Below are 18,306 nucleotides of genomic sequence, written 5' to 3'. Positions count from 1 at the left end.
TTAAAAGTTAAAGCGCTTTAACTTTTAGGTGGAGGTGATTGTGTCTCGCGAGTATCGAATCATGGTTTCTCCATCAAGATGCTGCATTGAATTTTAGGCTTAAAGGTTATGTCATGGATCAAAACCCATTTGGACCTAAAAGGAGCGTAAATTTATGAGAAAAAATAGGGGATTTTCGGTTAGCAGCAAGGCTGTTATGATGTGTTGTCTCGCTTTTCTTCTGATTCCGGCGAGCTTTGCTTTCGCCGCTCCAAACAAGCCGTTTCCGCAGCACACGACATATACCAGCGGCTCGATCAAGCCTAACCATGTTACGCAAAGTGCGATGGATAGCTCCGTGAAAGCGAAATGGGACAGCTGGAAATCGGCTTATCTGAAAACGGCGGGCACAGGCAAGTATTATGTGAAGTATCAGTCCAACGGGGATACCGTATCTGAGGCACACGGGTACGGAATGCTGGCAACGGTTATAATGGCCGGTTATGACGGCAATGCGCAGACCTATTTCGACGGACTTTATCAATATTATAAAGCGCATCCGAGCGCCAACAATTCGAAATTGATGGCATGGAAACAAAACAGCAGCTTCCAGAACATTGAAGGCGCCGACTCGGCCACGGATGGAGACATGGACATTGCTTATTCGCTCCTGCTTGCGGACAAGCAGTGGGGTAGCAGCGGCAGTATCAACTACCTTCAGGCCGGCAAGGACATCATCAATGCCATCATGCAAAGTGACGTGAATCAGTCCCAATGGACGCTGCGTCTTGGCGACTGGGCAACGGATAATACGTTCAAAAATGCTACCCGTCCATCGGACTTTATGCTGAATCACTTGAAGGCGTTCCAGGCAGCAACGGGTGATGCCAAATGGGCGAACGTGATCGACAAAACCTATACCATTGTCAACTCCTTATACAACGGGTACAGCTCATCAACCGGATTGCTTCCAGACTTCGTCGTTCTGTCGGGCTCGACGTACAAGCCAGCTTCAGCCGATTTTCTGGAAGGGGCGAACGACGGCAGCTACGATTACAATTCGTGTCGTACGCCTTGGCGGATCGCAACGGATTACCTGATGACTGGTGACAGCCGGGCACTCAGTCAGCTCAATCAAATGAATAGCTGGATCTCAACCAAAGTAAGCGGTAATCCTAGCAACGTAAAGGATGGTTATAAACTCAACGGCACGGTTACAGGTTCCGGCGGCAGCGGCGCGTTCTATGCACCGTTTGGTGTCAGCGCTATGACCTCGTCCGTGAACCAAAACTGGCTAAATTCCGTCTGGACCAAAACGGCCGGCAGCTCCAATGAAGGCTACTATGAAGATAGCATCAAGCTGTTCTCCATGATCGTGATGTCCGGCAACTGGTGGACATACTAAGTAACTTATAATCCGATGATTGCTCATATGCAAGCAGGCCGCGAGATTAGCTCCGGGCCTGCTCTTTTTATGGATAGAGAGCTAGGAGAATGTATTTAATGATTGATTTAAGAAAGCCTTATAGATAGCAAATGCCTAGAAACAACAAACCGCCATATCTCAGGAAATTCTGGGATATGGCGGTTTCTCTTAATGTGAAAGTACGTCGATAGACGTTTTTCTTATGGTATCAGGACGAATGGATGATAGCCGAATTATGCTTTAGCTGCAGATTCAGTAAAGAACTGCGGCAAATATTCCTTGTTGGCTTCGAGCATTTCATCCAGCATCTGAATCGCCACTTCGACCGAAGGGACCAAAGGATGATGGGCCAATGCCTGTATGGCCAATCCACGATCGCCGGTCACGGCAGCATCGATGGCGAGGCGCTCATAGGTTTTAACCGCATGGATCAGTCCAACTGCCATTGGAGGAACCTTGGTCAACGGCAGGGGCAGTGGACCGGTTTTGGTGACCACGCAGTTGACTTCAATGCTGGCATCGTCTGGCAGGAAATCAATGATACCTTGATTGGCTACGTTCAACGTCTGAATGTCATTCGTTCCGTTGTAGAGTGAGCGCATCAGGTTCACGGCAGCTTCGGAATAGAAGGCGCCGCCCCGCTGTTCCAGCTGTTTCGGTTTATCTTTCAGGTCCGGGTCATTGTAAAGCTCGAAAAGTTCTTCTTCAACGCGTTTAACCACTTCCGCACGGTTGCCGCCTTTTTGTAAGGATTCCAGCTGCTCTTCGAGCATGGCGTCGGTCATATAGAAATATTTCAAATAGTAAGAAGGCAGGGCATGCAGGGATTGCAGGAATTCCGGATTCCACTCCCGTGCAGGCACGTTCTTCGCGCTGTAACCGGCCGTATCGGACAGCATGTCATCCAGTTTGTCTTCTCCATTCACATCAATACGCGTAATCCAGTGGAGATGGTTCAGGCCAACAAACTCGGCATAGACGCGGTCCGCTTCTACGCCGTATTTGGCTGAGGTTTGCTTGATTAGGCCGATTGGTGCATTACAGAGACCAATGCTTTTAACGTTGGAATACTTCAGAATGGCTTCCGTGACCATACCCGCCGGATTCGTAAAGTTCAGCAGCCAGGCATTAGGAGCGAGTTCTTCAATATCACGGCAGATATCAAGCAGGACCGGAATCGTCCGCAGCGCCTTCATCATGCCTCCGGGACCAGTGGTTTCCTGACCGATCACGCCGTATTTCAGGGGAATGGATTCATCGCGGCCACGGGCGTCAAGCATACCGACACGCATTTGAGTGCTGACGAAGTCCGCACCCTTGATGGCTTCGCGGCGGTCGAACGTCAAATGTACTTCAATCGGCAGACCCGATTTCTCCACCATGCGTTTGGCCAAGTTGCCGACAATATTCAGTTTGCGCTGTCCCGGCTCAATATCTACTAGCCACAGCTCTCGTACAGGAAGCTCGGCATGATGGAGGATGAACCCCTCAACGAGCTCCGGAGTATAGGAAGATCCACCGCCGATTACCGCTATTTTTAGCCCTTGTTCATATGCCATTTTGCACACTCCAGTCTTTTAAGAATTTTTTATGATGACAGTGTTTATAGACGTTTATCTTGTTGTTTGCTTAATATGTTCGAAGTCACGGAAGGCACGCATTTTGTCATATACATCCTGGCTTACCGCATGTCCGGCCGCATCCATAGCAGACCATAAGGCACCAACAACAGGCTCGGTGGCCAACGTTACGATGGTCGCATTTGGAGCGATGGTTGCAACAGTCTGTTCAATTTTGCTACGTATCCAGCCGCGATCTCCCCTTGTTAGCAGACTTCCTGCCAGTATAACGTCAAAGGCGTCCTTTTCCATTCCAAGTTTGTGGATAACCGCAGCCGCTGATTTGCCAAGCTCTACGCCTTGACGGTTCAGAATTTCCAGAGCTACAGCATCGTCCTCTGCGGCAGCTTCAAATAGCAGCTTTGCTACATGGACAGGCACATGCTTGCCGTGATCCTGAAAGTCATCGAACATGTCGCTGACACTGTCATATCCAAGGAAGTTCAGCAGCAGGGGAGTTAGGAGCGTTGGCTGCTCACGGCCGTCCCAAGAACGGATGACAGAGCGGAACACCTCAATATTGAGGGAACCGCCACCGCCGAAATCACCGTACATATAATCAAAACCGCCGACCTGTATATGTTCTCCTGCCGGATTGCGGCCTGCGGAGTTGGTGCCTGTGCCGCAGATCAGCGCGACCCCGTAAGGCCGGTTCGTACCTGCGCGCAGACCGATCATCGTGTCACAGTTAATCGAGTAGTTCTGGGTGAATCCGATTCCTTGAACCAGAGGGTGCAGGATTCGGTAATCTACCTCCCGATCTGCGCCTGCAAGTCCGAAATAGGTGTGCGAGATTTCATGAACCCGCAGTCCTGCTTCGTTTAGAGCTCCTTCTGCAGCTTCCCGTATGCTTTGTGCGGCCAAGGCGCGGTCAATCTGGTGATTGCCATTGCCGCCCACGCCTTTGCCAAGCACATTGCCGAAGTCATCGGTCAGCAGGGCGTATGTTTTTGTTCCTCCCCCATCGATTCCCAAGTAGTAAGCCAATGGTCGTCACTCCTATATATAAGGTTATATTTTTTATCCGGTTGTACCTTTTGTTGGTGATCCAGTAGATTCTCTCACGATGAGTTCAGGATCGATCCTTACATTAGCCCCGCGTTTCATCGTACCGTCCATGCGTTTCAACAGCATATCCGCAGCGGCGACCCCAATGCGGTCGGCAGGCTGCCGGACCGTTGTCAGATGGGGGTGCAGCTTGGATGAAATATACTGATCGTCATAGCCGACGATAGCTACCTGTTCAGGCACCTTGATGCCTTCTTCCATGAGGGCGTTCACGACCCCAAGCGCGATATGATCATCGCCCGCGAACACCGCGGAAGGCAGGCGTCCCTCACGCAGCCATTTGCGGCAGATGTCATAACCAAAATCGATTTCGAAATCGCCCGTGATCATTTCAAATGGAGCCAGATCTTTTTCCTTAAGTGCCTGCAGGAAACCGCTGCGACGCTCTCTCGTACTGCGGAACATGTTTTGTCCGCTTAAGTGCGCGATGGAGGTATGGCCGAGATCAAGCAGATGCTTCGTAGCGGCATAGCCACCTTTGTAGTTATCGATCGTTACCGAAAAAGTATCATTCTCCGGCTTCTGATTGTCGATTAGGACATAAGGAATATTACGCCGCTTCAGTTCCACGATGTAGTTATCCTCTTCCATCGGCGAGAGCAGAATAAGTCCGTCTACCCGGTCCTCCTGGATCAGGTAATGGGTTTCATCGGAGCCAATGCCGGTAGAGACCGAAACGGCCAGAAAATAGCCGTGAAGTGCAAGCACTTCGTTCAGCTCTTTAACGACGGTGTCGAAGAAGGAATCCTGAAGAGTGGTCATGATCAAGCCGACGATTCCTGTCTTACCGCGAGCTAAACTCCGCGCAGCAGCGTTGGGATGGTAATCGAGCTCCTTGATGGCTTCCAGAACCTTTTGCCTATTTTTCTCTCGCACGGATTCGGCACCGTTTAAGACGCGTGAGACCGTTACGACGGACAGCCCTGATTTCTTTGCAACATCAAATATACTAACCTTCATTGTTTATTCTCCTTGCGGCAGATTTTCCGTACTTTATATTGACTTAACAATAGTATACATGTACGGAGGCTTAGCCGCGAAGCTAATTTGATAGATGCACCGCCCCTTGCAGGACGGCACAATGTCTAGCGTTAACGTTTGATAATTTCCATGACCTTTTTCTGAATCGTCGGCATCACTTCTTCAACGGTGTTGTGTCCGGTATCGATCGGCTGCATCTCATTAATGAACATGTCGTTGATCTGAGAATAGTGGGTGATCAGGTGGTTATAGGATTCAAAGCCGTATTTCACAGCGCCTTCGTAAACCTTCTTCACATCTGCCGCATCGATGCCATCAAAATGCTTGTAATAGGTTTCGGCTGCCTTCGTATTCACTGGAGGGTTACCACCGCTCAGGTCGATGGATTTTTCCTGAATTTCGTCGCTGACCAGATACTTGATCCATTCAAAAGCTTCCTTCGGATGTTTGGAGCCCTTCAGAATCAAGAGCGGATCGACGAACAGCACGCTGCGGACCTTGTCATTGCCGCCGGCAGGCACTGCAGCCACGCCAACCTTGAAAGGAAAGTCATTGGAGCCCGCAAGGCTCCATGAGCCGCTGACGGTCATACCCACCTTGCCGGTTACGAACGCATCGCCGTTTTGCCCCGCTACGCTTTTGCTCCATTCCGTTGTCGGAGACACTTTATCTTTTAAGATCAGGTTGAACAACTTGTTATAGGCTGCGATGACTTCAGGCGAATCAAAATAAGTCTCGGATGGTACGCCGCCGTTGGTCCAGGTATCCTGGGAGTAGGGTTCAGCTCCGAAATAGAGCGGGCGCATATCGCGCTCGGACCATGTGAAGTCAACGCCATATTGAGTTTTGGCAATATCATTGGATACATGCGTCATTTTCTTCGCGTCTTCGACCATTTTGTCAAACGTCCAGCTCTTGTCCTCGTAATCGCTTGGAGGATAAGCAACGTTAGCAGCATCGAACATGTCTTTGTTGTAGAGCATCAGAGAGACGTACATGTTGACCGGAATACCGTAGACTTGGTCTTTGACGGTGTAGATTTTCATAAGATCATCCGGGATGTTGTAGTCGGACGCCTTAAATCCGTCTTCCTTAATAATGTCGTTCATATCAAGCAGCATGTCTTTGTTATAATACTCTGCAAAACCGCCGTATCCATAATGGCTTGTGACGTCAGGCGATTTGCCCCCGGCAATCAGCGTTTGAAGTTTACTGTCGAACTGCTCGTAAGGAGCTTTCTCGATTTTCACCTTAATATTCGGATGTTGGGCTTCGAAATCCGGAACGAGCTTTTCGATAAAAGTGCGATCCTCGGAATCGATGGTGTAGTGCGTTATGGTTACTTGCCCACCTGAGTTAGCGCTATCGCCATCGTTACCAGGTACGACATCTCCCGCTGATTTGCCGCCGCTACAGCCGGACAAAGCCAATACGACGAGCATGCTGGTCGCAAGCAAAAGTGTAAAAGACTTTTTGATCCTTATCGTTTTCATGAATTACAGTCCCCCATATATTCAAGTTTTTTGCCGCCCCTGCGGCGGAGTCTTTACTTGATGCCTGTAAGTACAATTCCTTCCACAAACCGCTTCTGGGCTATCGCAAACAGGGTCACGATCGGCAGCATGGCGAGTACGGAGGCGACCATGAGCAGATGCCACGGCGGAATTCGAAAACGCGAAGATGTGAAGGAAGACATACCGACCGGAAGCGTAAACTTATCCGATGAGCTTAAATAGAGCACAGGTGTCAAAAGGTCATTCCAGCTGTAGATGAAGGCAAAGATCGCAACGGTTGCAAGTGCTGGACCAGACAGAGGCAAAGCAATCTGTCGCCACATCCGGAACTCGCTGCAGCCATCGATACGTCCGGCGTCAAACAGCTCATCCGGCAGCGTGGTAAAGAACTGTCGCAGCAAAAAGATGTTGTATGCTGAACCGAAAAACGCAGGGACAATCAGCGGCAGGAAGGTATCGATCCAGTTCAGCTTGGAAAAGAGAATGAACTGTGGGATCATAATCGCTGGATATGGAAGCATCATGGTGCTGAGCATGAGCATGAACCACAAGTTGCTACCCTTGCCCCGATATCTGGCGAAGCCATAGCCTGCAAGCGCCGACGAAAACAGGGTGCCGACAACAGTCAAAATGCCGATAATGAGACTGTTCATATACATTTGACCGAAGTTCAGCGTGTCGAAAATTTCTCTGTAGTTACTCCACTGCCAGGACTCCGGCAGAAAGGTCGGAGGAAACGTCAGCAGTTCCTTCTTCGATTTCAGTGAGGTAGAGACCATGAAAAACAAAGGGAGGAGCATGAGAAAGGTGGTGACCACCAGGGCAATGAAGCTGGCAATGCTAACCGCATCGATTTTGCGCCGGCGTTTATTCACAGAAGGTGAAGCCCCTGGGCCGGCAGTCGGAATCGTACTCATTTGCGTCCGCCTCCTTCATAGTGAACATAACGGTTCGAGAGTTTGATAATAAGCGCCGTAAACGCCATGACGACGATCAGCAGTACCCAAGCGAGTGCCGAGGAGTAGCCCGCTCTGTATTCCTTGAAGGCGCTGGTGTACAGGTTGTAAACGTAGAACCAGGTCGAGTAGTTTGGACCCCCTTGGGTCATTACATACGCCTGCGTAAATACTTGGAAGGAATCAATGACGCCCATAATCAGTTGGAACAAAAGTACCGGTGAAATCATGGGCAGCGTTACGTTCAGGAAAATCCGGAAACGTCCCGCACCGTCAAGCTTGGCGGCTTCCACGAGGCTTGAAGGAACGCCCTGAAGTCCCGCAAGGAACAAAATCATGCCTGAGCCCACCGTCCAGAAGGACATAATCATCAGAGCGTAAAGCGCATAATCGGGGCTCATGAGCCAAGCTGGGCCGCTAATGCCGAACCAGGACAGCACGTAATTGAACAGACCGATCGATGGATTGAAAATCCAGTACCATAGCAAGGACATGGCGACGCCGGATACCATGCTCGGAAAATACATGGCCGTGCGGAAAAATCCGCGAAACGGTATTTTCGCATTGAGCAGGAGAGCAAATCCCAGTGCCAGCAGCAGCTGGATCGGTACACTGATAAATGTATAGCGTACCGTTACGACAACAGATTTCCAAAATAGGTCATTTTGAAACATTTCTTTGTAATTCGCGAGTCCGACATATTTCGGCGGGTGGATAATGTCATAGTCCGTGAAGCTGTAATAAAGGGATGACAGAATCGGATACAAGGCAAACACGAAGAAACCGATAAGCCATGGAGAGATGAAGAGGTACATGTAAAATGTCTGCCGCCGGCTTTCGCGATGGGTCACATAAACACCAACCTTTCTATTTGATATAAAGTTATAACGCTTTAACTTTCATAGTTGAGTTTCCCCGAAATAAAAAGGTTTCATGTGATGTTATGTAATTGAAAGTTAAAGTGCTTTAACTTTATTATCCGGACTGATGAGATTATCATAGTGGATGGTTTCTCAATTATCAACCCTTTTTTTGGATAGTTGAAAGCGCTACCTTCATTGGTGCTTCGGAAGTTCTTTCAATACGCCTGATAAAGGCTGATTTAGAAAGGTTTTTTTGGGGGAATCAAGCCCTCGAAAATTCACGAAATTTCTTGGAAGAAATTTTCGCAAAATGATCGGGTAACTTTGTTCGAAAAACTAGAAATGGCCGGCGCCAATCATTCAGCAACCTTTCAGTTGAATTTAACGTTCCTATCGTCTGGATGGGATATAGTGGAACCAAGAAAGAGGAGGAGATCAACAATGAATATTTCTTCAGCAGCAAGTTCCACGACATCCTACATATCCACGTCTTCATCCAGTTCAAACAGCACAAGTGAGTTGGAAAAACAAAAGACGAAGCTTGAGGCCGAATTGGAGAAAGTGCAATCCAGCAAGGACGATGATAAAACCAAGGAGACCAAAACGAAGCAGCTGCAGCAGCAAATCAAGCAAATCGAAGCTCAAATCTCGCAGCAAAGCTCCCAGAGCAGCGGGACAACCGGAACCAAAGAAGCGCCGCCGGCCAAACCACCAACGAATGGTATGCAAGCAGCATCCCCGCAAGAAATTGCAAATGCAACGACGGACAGCAATGGCCGATTTGATATTCGGGTATAAGATATAATATAAAACTTATTAAAAACATATTAAACGAACGAGCAAATCGTTAATTTAGAGGGAACTAGAACAACCAAAAGACCTGCCTGATCTCTATAGATCAAGCAGGTCTTTTGGTTGTTCACATGTACATGTTTTATTCAATCGTTAAACCGTTTATCCGTTCAGAGATGGCTCTTTTTTTATAGTACATGCCGATAGTCACCAGAACCACCATCTCGGATAGCGGAACGGCAAGCCAAACGCCAGTAACACCGAAGAATGAAGGGAGGATCGCAATCAAAGCAACCATAATAATCATCTCGCGTGCAGCTGTAATCCAGATGGCCATTTTGGCATTTCCGACAGATTGAAAGTACGTGCTCATGACAAAGTTAATACCCATGAACAAGTATGCAAAAGTAAATATTCGCAAACCGTACACGGCGTTATCCGTCACGCTGGCACTGAAGTTCCCGAAGATTTGCACAAAATAAGGTGCGCCCAGTTGTACAACGAGTAATAGCAGGACCCCACATGCCAGAGCCGTTCTGGAGGCTAAACGAATGGTCTGTTTTTCCCGATCCATCTGTTTGGCTCCGTGATAATAACTGACCAAAGGTTGGGCAGCGGAGGCTAGACCGAGAAATGCGAGCAGTACAACACCATGAATATAGTTCAAGACTGTAAAAGATGCCACGCCATCCGTGCCCGCAATCCGATCCAGTGAGATGTTGTGAGAGATGGAGAAGACGGACATGCCTAGTTCAGCAAGGAAGCTTGGAAACCCAATGAGTACAATAGAAGCCAGCAGTTTGGTATTCCATTTGAAGCGAGTGAATTTGAGATTATTATTTTTTCTGAAAAAGTGAGTCAGCAACACAAGAAGCGCCAGAGATGCCGATATAATTGTACCAATCGCGACGCCACGAACGCCCCATTCCAGTACGTATAACGTTATATAGTTAAGCACAATATTGGCTACCGCAAATGTAATCTGAGCATACATGGATGTATTGGGATTGCTGTCGTTACGAACAAAAATAGTGAGTGCATTCTCAATGGTGAAGACAAAACCGAACAACAGCATAATATTCATATAGTCCGCAGCAAACGGGAATGTTTCAGTATTGGCACCAAGGGCCAAAACAAGCTTATCTCTGAAAGTATATGCCGTATATCCGATAACCATTGTAATCAGCAAAATAATCGTAATGGATTTGGTGAAGATTTGTTTCGCTGTCGTGGGGTCCTTCTTACCCATATAGGTGGAATACAAGGTTGCCCCGCCCATTCCGATCCATAGCGACATAGCTACAAAAAGCGTATAGACAGGAGATGCAATCCCGATTCCCGCCAACGCTGTAGAACCTAGTTTGTGTCCAACCATAATGCCGTCGATAATAAAATTGAAAGCGATAACGAGCATCCCTAATATGGAAGGCACGAGGTAGCTTACAAATGCCTTACCTACAGATTGCCTTTCTAATGGATGCGTCCAATTTGTGTTCATGATGACCTCCGTTAGTATACTGAATGTTCGTTCTATATTATATTATACTGAACGTTCGTTCTGTATAATAACATGCCGAGAATTTGGTTGGCAACTTTTCCAAAAGATGATCGTTTATATGGTAGAGTTAATAGAGCATCTTTTATGACACGGGAGGGAATCTCTTTATGAAGCAAAACAAATATGATGAAGCTGAGTTTTTCGGCAATTACAGTCAGATGGCTCGATCTACCCAAGGGTTGGAGGCTGCTGGCGAGTGGCATGAACTGCAAACGATGCTGCCTGAATTAAAGGGCAAGAACGTATTGGATCTGGGGTGCGGCTTTGGTTGGCACTGTCGATATGCACGTGAGCAACACGCTAGTTCTGTGGTTGGCGTGGATTTGTCTGAAAATATGTTGCAACGTGCACGCGAGATGACGGATGATCCTCAGATCGAGTACCAGCGTATGGCGATTGAGGATATTGATTTTGCACCCGGACAATTTGATGTGGTGATCAGCTCACTGGCTTTGCATTATATCGAGCGTCTGGATCAGGTATACGCCAAAATCAATGCATGTCTTGTTCAAGGAGGTACATTTGTCTTATCTGCGGAACATCCCATCTTCACGGCGCGGGCGGAGCAGGACTGGCATTATGGAGCTCAAGGTGAAATACTGCATTGGCCTGTGGATCATTATCAAGAGGAAGGGCAGCGGGTAGCGAACTTTCTGAATCAGGACGTGGTGAAATATCATCGTACGATGGCGACTCATCTGAATGAATTGATTCAAGCTGGTTTTGTCATTCAACAGGTAGCCGAGTCCAAGCCATCTCTTGAGATGATGGAGCAGGTTCCCGGTATGCGAGACGAGAATCGTCGACCGATGTTTCTGATGATTGCCGCGGTTAAGGCTTGAGCAGCAGCTTCGGCATCAAAATGAAGTTTATGGGTTTTATACTCGATAGACCAGCGCGTTCAGTACATCTGGACTTTGCTGGTTTATTTTATTTTGTAGGAGAGGGAGAAGAAGTAAACCGTTTGGGAACCAAATCCGAATGGACGTAGTCTTATTAAGTGAGGTGAATATCAGTTGGACTATCAATATCTGGCACACGCTCAGACGATCGACAATTACACACTTAGCAGCATGATGGATGAGTACGGGAACGACGTATGGAACTACGCGTACTTTCTGACCAAAAGTACCGAGCAGGCGGATGAATTGTCACAGGAAGTGTTTATCCGGGCATATTCCGGGATCGCCCATTTTCGAGGAGAATGCTCATTGAAGACATGGCTGCTGACCATCACTAGGAACACGACATTTACATACCGGAAATCCAGATTTTTTCGCAGCAGTTTATGGGGAGAGACACTGCCAATCCCCACGGAACAGGTGAATACGAGCATGGGTGAGATGAAGCCTGAAAAATGGGTTCACCCCTCTGCCGAAGCCGAGGCGATTAGCAGGGAGCACATTCACGAAATCTGGGACATCATCATGGCTCTGCCGGACAAATTCCGGGAATTGCTTTTGCTGCATCTGAAGTATGAGCTTAAGACGAGTGAAATTGCGGAAATGCTGGGCATCAGCGCGGGAACGGTCAAATCGCGACTGTCCAGAGCGAAGGCCAAAGTACGGAAACAGTGGGAGGAGCGAAGTGAATGAAACATATGGATGACGAATGGGAAAAAGTAGTCAAACAGGAGCCGTTTGCGGCGTCTCCTTTTACCGAGGAGCATAAACAGAACGTACTTCGTCAGGTAGCCTGGCTCAAATCGGGATCTGCACAGAAAATGAGTGATGTTGGGGATAAGTCCGCCGAGCAAAACACCCTGCCCAATCAACACAGACGCCGTCTTCGCTCCCGCAGAGCTGTTATGGCGTGCACGACGATTGCAGCCGTGGCAGCGGCGGTCATTCTCTGGAACGGACAGATTGTGGAGCCTGTAATTGAAAAAGTATATCCCACAGCAGCGCTGCAATATACCGATGATGCCGGCATGAGCCTGCTCACTGACAAGATGAAAAAGAATGTAGCCGTCACGATGCGAGACTATCTTGGCAAACAATTACGTATAACCAAAGTGCAGGACCTGCCTGTCTCTGGAAGAGTCTCCGTCGAGGCTGGAAAAGAAGGCGATGCAGAATATGCGTTGATCTGGCTTGATGCGGCAACAGGCAATCTACGTGAGGTACAGATGAGACGGGAGATGGCAGCTAATGAGCTGGAGCATCGTTATTTGCGCCAGATTCCTTCACTTCTTGAAGGGATAAACAGTGACCCTACGCTAAAACCGATCTCAGCAAGACGTTATGTGAAAATGAAGCAGGGTCAGGAAAAACCGGTATGGTTCACTACATTGTTTTTGGAGAATAGTAGGGGCAGTGGCAGTATCGAATGGACAAGGGATGAAGCAGTATCCGTTTCTGGTAGTGTGAGTTCAGATACTGTATCACAAGATTTAATAACAGAAGCCAGAATGTCGATTGAAGCCTTGTCTGGTGAGCCCGCACCTGATTTGAAAAATATAATTTTTGAACAAAATGGCAAGACGCTTGAAGATACAACAGACCTGTATTTTGGAGATCGTTATTTAGTAAGTAGAAGTGGTGGGATGTTTAGCGATAAATATACTGTTATGGATTTCCAGAGAGGGATTCCAGACCTTGAAACTCGGGAAGAGTATGAGCATTACTTTGAGAAGTTACGTAACATGAAGGAAAGTGTAATCAGGCAGAATGCAGCACCAATAATCAAACAAATATTCAAAATCGACCTTGATCTATATAAACTTGAAAGAGATCCAAATACGCTTGGAATGGTCACATTCCGTTCAGCAGAGACAGAGGTTTACCATACTTTTAAGGTTCGATATGAAGAAGATGCAAGGATTACGATGATCACATTGGATGCCAACCTCTAAGACTTGATTTCATATGGTACAATCAATTTAATAGATGATTGGAGCATAAGGAGCATAACGATGAAATATTTGGTGAGTTCATGTCTTGCTGGCGTAGCCTGCCGTTACAACGGAACAGCGAGTCTGGATGCAAAGATTCAGGAGCTTGTGGAGCAGGAACAGGCAAAGATGGTCTGCCCGGAGCTGCTTGGAGGGTTTTCCACCCCGCGGGAGCCAGCTGAAATTATCGGCGGTACGGGTAAGGATGTGCTGGCAGGTACAGCCAAGGTGATTGAGAAGAGTGGCAATGACGTCACGGATCTGTACATTAAAGGAGCCTATCAGACACTTGAATGGGCGCAAAAACTGGATGTCACCTGTGTGGTGCTTAAAGAATTCAGTCCTTCCTGCGGTACACAGATGATCTACGATGGCAACTTTGCCAACCACAAAGTCGTGGGCGAAGGGGTTACTTCTGCTTTGCTGCGGCAAGAGGGATTTACGGTTATCTCGGAAAATGAGTTCATGGAACAGTTGTAATTGTCGTAATCACAATAATCTCTGATACGAATTACAGGTAAGTCGCCTTGGGGAGCAGCAGATCCATGGCGACTTGTTTTTTTGTTACAACAGGGCATGCACTTGATTATCGAAAAAACCTTGTTAGAAATAATAGTTACTTTTATATACTAAGAAACATTATTGTGCGTACTTTTATATTTTGATTATAAACTCTAAAATAATACTCAGGTATTCAAGTTCAGACCATAAACAGGAACATAAACAAGAAAAGGATGTGCAGATCATATGGAAGCCTCGGCAAAAGCCATTTCGAAAGAAAACATCTTGAACGCTTACTATTTTCGGCATGCAACCAAACAGTTTGATGCTTCACGTATCATTTCGGCTGAAGATTTTGAGTTTATTCTAGAAACGGGACGGTTGTCGCCAAGCTCAATTGGTTTGGAACCATGGAAATTTCTGATTGTGCAGAACCCGGACTTCCGTAAGCGTCTGTCCGAAGTTTCTTCCGGGGCTCAGAAACAATTGGCGAAGGCAAGCCATTTTATTGTCATTCTGGCGCGGTCTGAGGCGAGTTATAACTCGCCTTACGCGGAATATATGCTGAAAGAAATCAAGGGCATGCCGGATGACGTATTTGAGCTGACCCGTGAAGCTTATGGCAAATTTCAAAAGAACCAACGAATGCTTGAGAACCCGCGTACTTTATTTGACTGGGCGTCCAAACAGACCTACATCGCTCTCGGTAATATGATGACTGCGGCAGCGCTGATTGGTATCGATTCCTGCCCAATTGAAGGGTTTAGATATGAAGACGTACATCGTATTCTGGAAGAGGAAGGTCTGCTTGAGGATGGACAATGGGATGTTTCCGTCATGGCAGCCTTCGGTTATCGGGCGGAAGATCCGCCACGCGAGAAATCCCGTCAGCCTTTGGATAAAATCACGCAGTGGATTGATTAAGCTTATCAGTCCATGCTGGAACAAGTAAAAGAAACGGTCAGCACCAAGTTCTAAACGTATTCACTTGTATTTATTGGCAGGCCGGTTCCTTCGTCGAATCGGTCTGTTTGGTTTGCAAAATGAAAGAAAGGCGGTATAATCTTACCCATGGAACCTATACTCATATTCAAAGCATTATCCAACGAGACACGTCGACAGATTCTGTTGTGGCTCAAAAACCCGGAGCAACACTTTCCACCGCTGGAGTTATCCCAGCATCCGGATGCAGGAAAGAGCGGCATATGTGTTGGAACGATTCAGGTGAAGGCCGGACTGGCTCAATCCGTCATATCCAGCTATCTGCTGACCATGCTCAAAGCCGGGTTGCTGATCTCCGAGCGTAGGGGACAGTGGACGTATTATCGCCGCAACGAAGAAACCATTCGTCAATTTGCCGAGTACGTACAGCACGAGCTATAAGCCGGACGCCGAGACGGAAGCAAGAATGCAGGTGCAGGCGGGTATTCCGTCCGGATGTAAACGGCTAGAGGAGCAGCTCTGTCACATCATTTTTTTGCGCTTTTACATCTATATATCTGGATATACAAAAATAAAAATATGAACAAAGAGGAGATCTTTCTATTATGTCTACCGAAAACACAGCTTCATCCCATAAAAAACTTATTAACGACGTTAAATTGTCCATACTGGATTTGGCTCCTGTCGTAGTAGGTGCCACACCTGCGGATGCGCTTCGCAACAGTCTGGATCTTGCTCAGCACGCCGAGCGTTGGGGATATCACCGTTACTGGGTAGCGGAACACCACAACATGCCGGGCATCGCTTCTTCCGCGACCTCGGTTGTCATTGGTTACCTTGCAGGTGGAACGAAGACCATTCGTCTCGGATCAGGCGGAATCATGCTGCCTAACCATGCGCCGCTTGTTATTGCCGAACAGTTTGGCACGTTAGAGTCACTGTATCCAGGCCGTATTGACCTTGGGCTGGGCCGTGCACCGGGAAGTGACCGACGTACGTCTCTTGCTTTGCGTAAAGACCTGAACAGTGGTGAAGATTTCCCCGAATTGCTGGCTGAACTTAGAGCATACTTCGATGCTTCTGCTACATCGTATCACGCGCCTGTTCGCGCTGTACCCGGTGAAGGGTTGAATATCCCGATTTACCTGCTCGGCTCCAGTGATTTCAGTGCTCGTCTCGCCGGACAGCTGGGATTGCCGTTTGCTTTTGCCAGCCACTTCTCACCGGATTACACCCGGATTGCACTTGAAACGTATCGGAGCAGCTTCCAACCATCCGATTACTTGAAGGAACCCCATGTTATTGTGGGTGTAAATGCTGTCGTGGCGGATACCGACGAAGAAGCAGCATGGCTTGGCACAACGATGCAGCAGCAGTTCTTGAACATTATTCGTGGCACAACCGGATTGGTGCAGCCACCAGCCGATATGGAAGGCAAATGGACAGATCGTGAGAAAGCTGGTGTAGAGCAGACGCTAAAAGCAGCTGTGAACGGTTCTCCAGAGACCGTGCGTGGTCAACTGGAATCATTTATTGCTCAGACCCAGGCGGATGAGCTGATTATTACGTCGATGATCTATGATCATCAGGCACGCCTGCACTCGTATGAGCTGATCGCTCAACTGGCGGGAAAAGCATAACAAAAGCATAAACTCAACAGCGGACGTGAACAAAAGGCTCGCATGCCGCTGACATATTAACGGTTTGTCTCTTCGGAGGCGAGCCGTTTTTTGGTAGGGAAATTATTCAAAGGAGTTGTATGGGGCAGAAGGTTCTTTTTAGGGTAAAATGAACTTACCGGTCTAATTTGAAACGGTTAAACAGCGCCATACGTATAAACTCAATGTGTTATACATATGTTGGCTTGTACAAGCAACTTTATGCGCAGTCAAGAAACGTGCAGGTTTACAGCTTATGCTTTTGATAAAGGATACATAAGAGAGGAAGACACGCCTATGGAGCAACCCGAGCAACCCCGCATTTGGCCGGATCGGTTTAAACGATTTTTTCTGAATAATAAGTTCGTGCTTTTTCTGTTAATTTTACTGCTGGTAGGACTGAACGTGATGGTTCTTACCAAAGTATCCTTTGTTTTGCACCCGCTCGCGGTGCTGATCAAGACGATTGTGCTGCCGATTATTCTGTCGGGTATTCTCTATTACCTGCTGAATCCGATTGTGGATGTCATGGAGAAATGGAAAATCAAACGTGGCTGGTCCATTCTGATCTTATATCTGGCTATCGGGGGCATCCTGACAGTCGTGGTACTGGCGGTCATTCCGGTCGTACGTAACCAGATTACGAGTCTGATTGAAAATTTTCCAACGTACAGTGAGACGGTCAAACAGCAGTTTGAGCAGCTTACGGGCAGCAAGCTGTTCGGTCAGTTCCAGGAGACAGTCAATTTGAATTCTCAGGACTGGTGGGGCACGATTTCCCAGAAAGCCACTGACATTCTGAACTCGACCTGGAACAAATTGGGCGGATTCCTCGGAGCGTTCACCGAGACGGTGCTGTCCATTGTAACGGTTCCGTTTATCCTGTTCTATCTGCTGAAAGACGGCAAGAAGCTTCCATCGAAAATTCTGTCTTTCCTGCCAATCAAGAGTCGTACAGGTGCAATGCATGTGCTGGAAGATATCAATCACCAGATCAGTTCGTTCATTCGTGGACAGATTATCGTTAGCTTCTGCATAGGTATTCTGCTATACATCGGTTATATGATTATTGGTCTGGACTATGCGCTGATTCTTGCGATTATCGCATCGTTTACGAGTGTTGTACCGTACCTGGGACCTGCAATTGCGATTACGCCTGCGCTGATCGTGGCTCTGGTCACTTCTCCCGTGATGCTGCTGAAGATGGTAGCGGTGTGGACGATCGTGCAATTAATTGAGGGTAAATTCATCTCACCTCAGATTATGGGCAAAACGCTCAAAATTCACCCCATCACGATTATCTTTGTCATTCTGACTTCAGGTAATCTGTTCGGTGTAGTGGGCATTCTGCTGGCTGTTCCGGGATACGCAGTGCTGAAAGTATGTGTGTCGCATATCTTCAACTGGTTCAAGGAACGATCCGGCCTGTATGATCCGAAGAATAACAATCTACTGTAACCGAAGTGGGCAAGCCCGTAGCTAGAGCATGATAAACTTCTTTTTCTGGCAAAACGGTGCCCTAATTCAACAGAACCCCCGTCCATCGGCTAACAGCC

The 18,306-nt window shown here is 47.7% G+C and carries 17 protein-coding genes; 10 read left to right on the top strand and 7 right to left on the bottom strand.

The window, feature by feature from the left end; translation table 11 throughout:
* Positions 1–154 precede the first annotated feature (154 nt).
* Positions 155–1,384, top strand: a complete 1,230-nt coding sequence (locus BLS14_RS22080; protein ID WP_090953969.1) for a family 8 glycosyl hydrolase — start codon at positions 155–157, stop codon at positions 1,382–1,384.
* Between the two features lie 254 nt (positions 1,385–1,638).
* Here BLS14_RS22080 and BLS14_RS22075 read toward each other — a convergent pair whose 3' ends face one another.
* From BLS14_RS22075 to BLS14_RS22050, 6 genes are all read right to left on the bottom strand, one after another.
* A complete protein-coding gene (locus BLS14_RS22075; protein WP_090953967.1) occupies positions 1,639–2,964 on the bottom strand; it encodes a 6-phospho-beta-glucosidase in 1,326 nt (441 codons plus the stop codon).
* Positions 2,965–3,018: 54 nt separating this feature from the next.
* The gene (locus BLS14_RS22070) at positions 3,019–4,011 is read right to left on the bottom strand and encodes an N-acetylglucosamine kinase (RefSeq protein ID WP_090953965.1); all 993 of its coding nucleotides are present in this window, start codon (positions 4,009–4,011) and stop codon (positions 3,019–3,021) included.
* Between the two features lie 33 nt (positions 4,012–4,044).
* Complete coding sequence (locus BLS14_RS22065; protein WP_063567785.1) at positions 4,045–5,052, bottom strand: LacI family DNA-binding transcriptional regulator; 1,008 nt, start codon at positions 5,050–5,052, stop codon at positions 4,045–4,047.
* A 131-nt stretch (positions 5,053–5,183) separates the two neighbouring features.
* Positions 5,184–6,566 (bottom strand): ABC transporter substrate-binding protein, encoded by a 1,383-nt coding sequence (locus BLS14_RS22060; RefSeq protein ID WP_063567786.1) that lies wholly within the window; start codon positions 6,564–6,566, stop codon positions 5,184–5,186.
* Between the two features lie 53 nt (positions 6,567–6,619).
* Positions 6,620–7,504: a carbohydrate ABC transporter permease gene (locus BLS14_RS22055; RefSeq protein WP_063567787.1), complete on the bottom strand. Its 885-nt coding sequence runs from the start codon at positions 7,502–7,504 to the stop codon at positions 6,620–6,622.
* Positions 7,501–8,358, bottom strand: coding sequence for a carbohydrate ABC transporter permease (locus tag BLS14_RS22050; RefSeq protein WP_063567788.1), 858 nt, complete (start codon positions 8,356–8,358; stop codon positions 7,501–7,503). Before BLS14_RS22050 ends, BLS14_RS22055 begins: the two co-directional genes overlap by 4 nt.
* 489 nt (positions 8,359–8,847) lie before the next feature.
* Here BLS14_RS22050 and BLS14_RS22045 point away from each other — a divergent pair, with 489 nt between their 5' ends.
* Positions 8,848–9,204: a FlxA-like family protein gene (locus tag BLS14_RS22045; RefSeq protein ID WP_090953963.1), complete on the top strand. Its 357-nt coding sequence runs from the start codon at positions 8,848–8,850 to the stop codon at positions 9,202–9,204.
* Positions 9,205–9,340: 136 nt separating this feature from the next.
* On the opposite strand, the gene BLS14_RS22040 is transcribed toward BLS14_RS22045, so the two are convergent.
* Positions 9,341–10,696 (bottom strand): MATE family efflux transporter, encoded by a 1,356-nt coding sequence (locus tag BLS14_RS22040; RefSeq protein ID WP_090953961.1) that lies wholly within the window; start codon positions 10,694–10,696, stop codon positions 9,341–9,343.
* A gap of 167 nt (positions 10,697–10,863) precedes the next feature.
* Between BLS14_RS22040 and BLS14_RS22035 the strand changes: the two genes are divergently transcribed.
* The 8 genes from BLS14_RS22035 to BLS14_RS22000 all read left to right on the top strand — a co-directional run bounded on the left by BLS14_RS22035 (position 10,864) and on the right by BLS14_RS22000 (position 18,208).
* Positions 10,864–11,598: a class I SAM-dependent methyltransferase gene (locus BLS14_RS22035; protein ID WP_090953959.1), complete on the top strand. Its 735-nt coding sequence runs from the start codon at positions 10,864–10,866 to the stop codon at positions 11,596–11,598.
* A gap of 174 nt (positions 11,599–11,772) precedes the next feature.
* On the top strand, positions 11,773–12,351 hold the full coding sequence (locus tag BLS14_RS22030) for an RNA polymerase sigma factor (protein WP_079695757.1): 579 nt from the start codon (positions 11,773–11,775) through the stop codon (positions 12,349–12,351).
* Positions 12,348–13,610: a hypothetical protein gene (locus tag BLS14_RS22025; RefSeq protein WP_090953957.1), complete on the top strand. Its 1,263-nt coding sequence runs from the start codon at positions 12,348–12,350 to the stop codon at positions 13,608–13,610. The genes BLS14_RS22030 and BLS14_RS22025 overlap by 4 nt, the downstream gene beginning before the upstream one ends.
* A 60-nt stretch (positions 13,611–13,670) precedes the next feature.
* Positions 13,671–14,129, top strand: a complete 459-nt coding sequence (locus BLS14_RS22020; RefSeq protein WP_063567797.1) for a 2-thiouracil desulfurase family protein — start codon at positions 13,671–13,673, stop codon at positions 14,127–14,129.
* 267 nt (positions 14,130–14,396) lie between these two features.
* A complete protein-coding gene (locus BLS14_RS22015; RefSeq protein ID WP_072734868.1) occupies positions 14,397–15,074 on the top strand; it encodes an NAD(P)H-dependent oxidoreductase in 678 nt (225 codons plus the stop codon).
* 147 nt (positions 15,075–15,221) lie between these two features.
* Positions 15,222–15,533: an ArsR/SmtB family transcription factor gene (locus BLS14_RS22010; RefSeq protein ID WP_063567799.1), complete on the top strand. Its 312-nt coding sequence runs from the start codon at positions 15,222–15,224 to the stop codon at positions 15,531–15,533.
* 164 nt (positions 15,534–15,697) lie between these two features.
* Positions 15,698–16,732 (top strand): LLM class flavin-dependent oxidoreductase, encoded by a 1,035-nt coding sequence (locus BLS14_RS22005; RefSeq protein WP_063567800.1) that lies wholly within the window; start codon positions 15,698–15,700, stop codon positions 16,730–16,732.
* 315 nt (positions 16,733–17,047) lie between these two features.
* Positions 17,048–18,208, top strand: a complete 1,161-nt coding sequence (locus BLS14_RS22000) for an AI-2E family transporter (RefSeq protein WP_063567801.1) — start codon at positions 17,048–17,050, stop codon at positions 18,206–18,208.
* Positions 18,209–18,306: the final 98 nt, after the last annotated feature.

It is taken from the genome of Paenibacillus sp. OK060 (assembly GCF_900101205.1).
Classification (GTDB): Bacteria; Bacillota; Bacilli; order Paenibacillales; family Paenibacillaceae; genus Paenibacillus; species Paenibacillus marchantiae.
This window is presented reverse-complemented; position numbering and strand designations above follow the sequence as displayed.

Bases quoted from the DNA above. Each gene is read 5' to 3' on its own strand.
- BLS14_RS22080 (WP_090953969.1), top strand. From the start codon at position 155: ATGAGAAAAAATAGGGGATTTTCGGTTAGCAGCAAGGCTGTTATGATG.
- BLS14_RS22075 (WP_090953967.1), bottom strand. From the start codon at position 2,964: ATGGCATATGAACAAGGGCTAAAAATAGCGGTAATCGGCGGTGGATCT.
- BLS14_RS22065 (WP_063567785.1), bottom strand. From the start codon at position 5,052: ATGAAGGTTAGTATATTTGATGTTGCAAAGAAATCAGGGCTGTCCGTC.
- BLS14_RS22060 (WP_063567786.1), bottom strand. From the start codon at position 6,566: ATGAAAACGATAAGGATCAAAAAGTCTTTTACACTTTTGCTTGCGACC.
- BLS14_RS22055 (WP_063567787.1), bottom strand. From the start codon at position 7,504: ATGAGTACGATTCCGACTGCCGGCCCAGGGGCTTCACCTTCTGTGAAT.
- BLS14_RS22050 (WP_063567788.1), bottom strand. From the start codon at position 8,358: ATGTACCTCTTCATCTCTCCATGGCTTATCGGTTTCTTCGTGTTTGCC.
- BLS14_RS22045 (WP_090953963.1), top strand. From the start codon at position 8,848: ATGAATATTTCTTCAGCAGCAAGTTCCACGACATCCTACATATCCACG.
- BLS14_RS22040 (WP_090953961.1), bottom strand. From the start codon at position 10,696: ATGAACACAAATTGGACGCATCCATTAGAAAGGCAATCTGTAGGTAAG.
- BLS14_RS22035 (WP_090953959.1), top strand. From the start codon at position 10,864: ATGAAGCAAAACAAATATGATGAAGCTGAGTTTTTCGGCAATTACAGT.
- BLS14_RS22025 (WP_090953957.1), top strand. From the start codon at position 12,348: ATGAAACATATGGATGACGAATGGGAAAAAGTAGTCAAACAGGAGCCG.
- BLS14_RS22020 (WP_063567797.1), top strand. From the start codon at position 13,671: ATGAAATATTTGGTGAGTTCATGTCTTGCTGGCGTAGCCTGCCGTTAC.
- BLS14_RS22015 (WP_072734868.1), top strand. From the start codon at position 14,397: ATGGAAGCCTCGGCAAAAGCCATTTCGAAAGAAAACATCTTGAACGCT.
- BLS14_RS22010 (WP_063567799.1), top strand. From the start codon at position 15,222: ATGGAACCTATACTCATATTCAAAGCATTATCCAACGAGACACGTCGA.
- BLS14_RS22005 (WP_063567800.1), top strand. From the start codon at position 15,698: ATGTCTACCGAAAACACAGCTTCATCCCATAAAAAACTTATTAACGAC.
- BLS14_RS22000 (WP_063567801.1), top strand. From the start codon at position 17,048: ATGGAGCAACCCGAGCAACCCCGCATTTGGCCGGATCGGTTTAAACGA.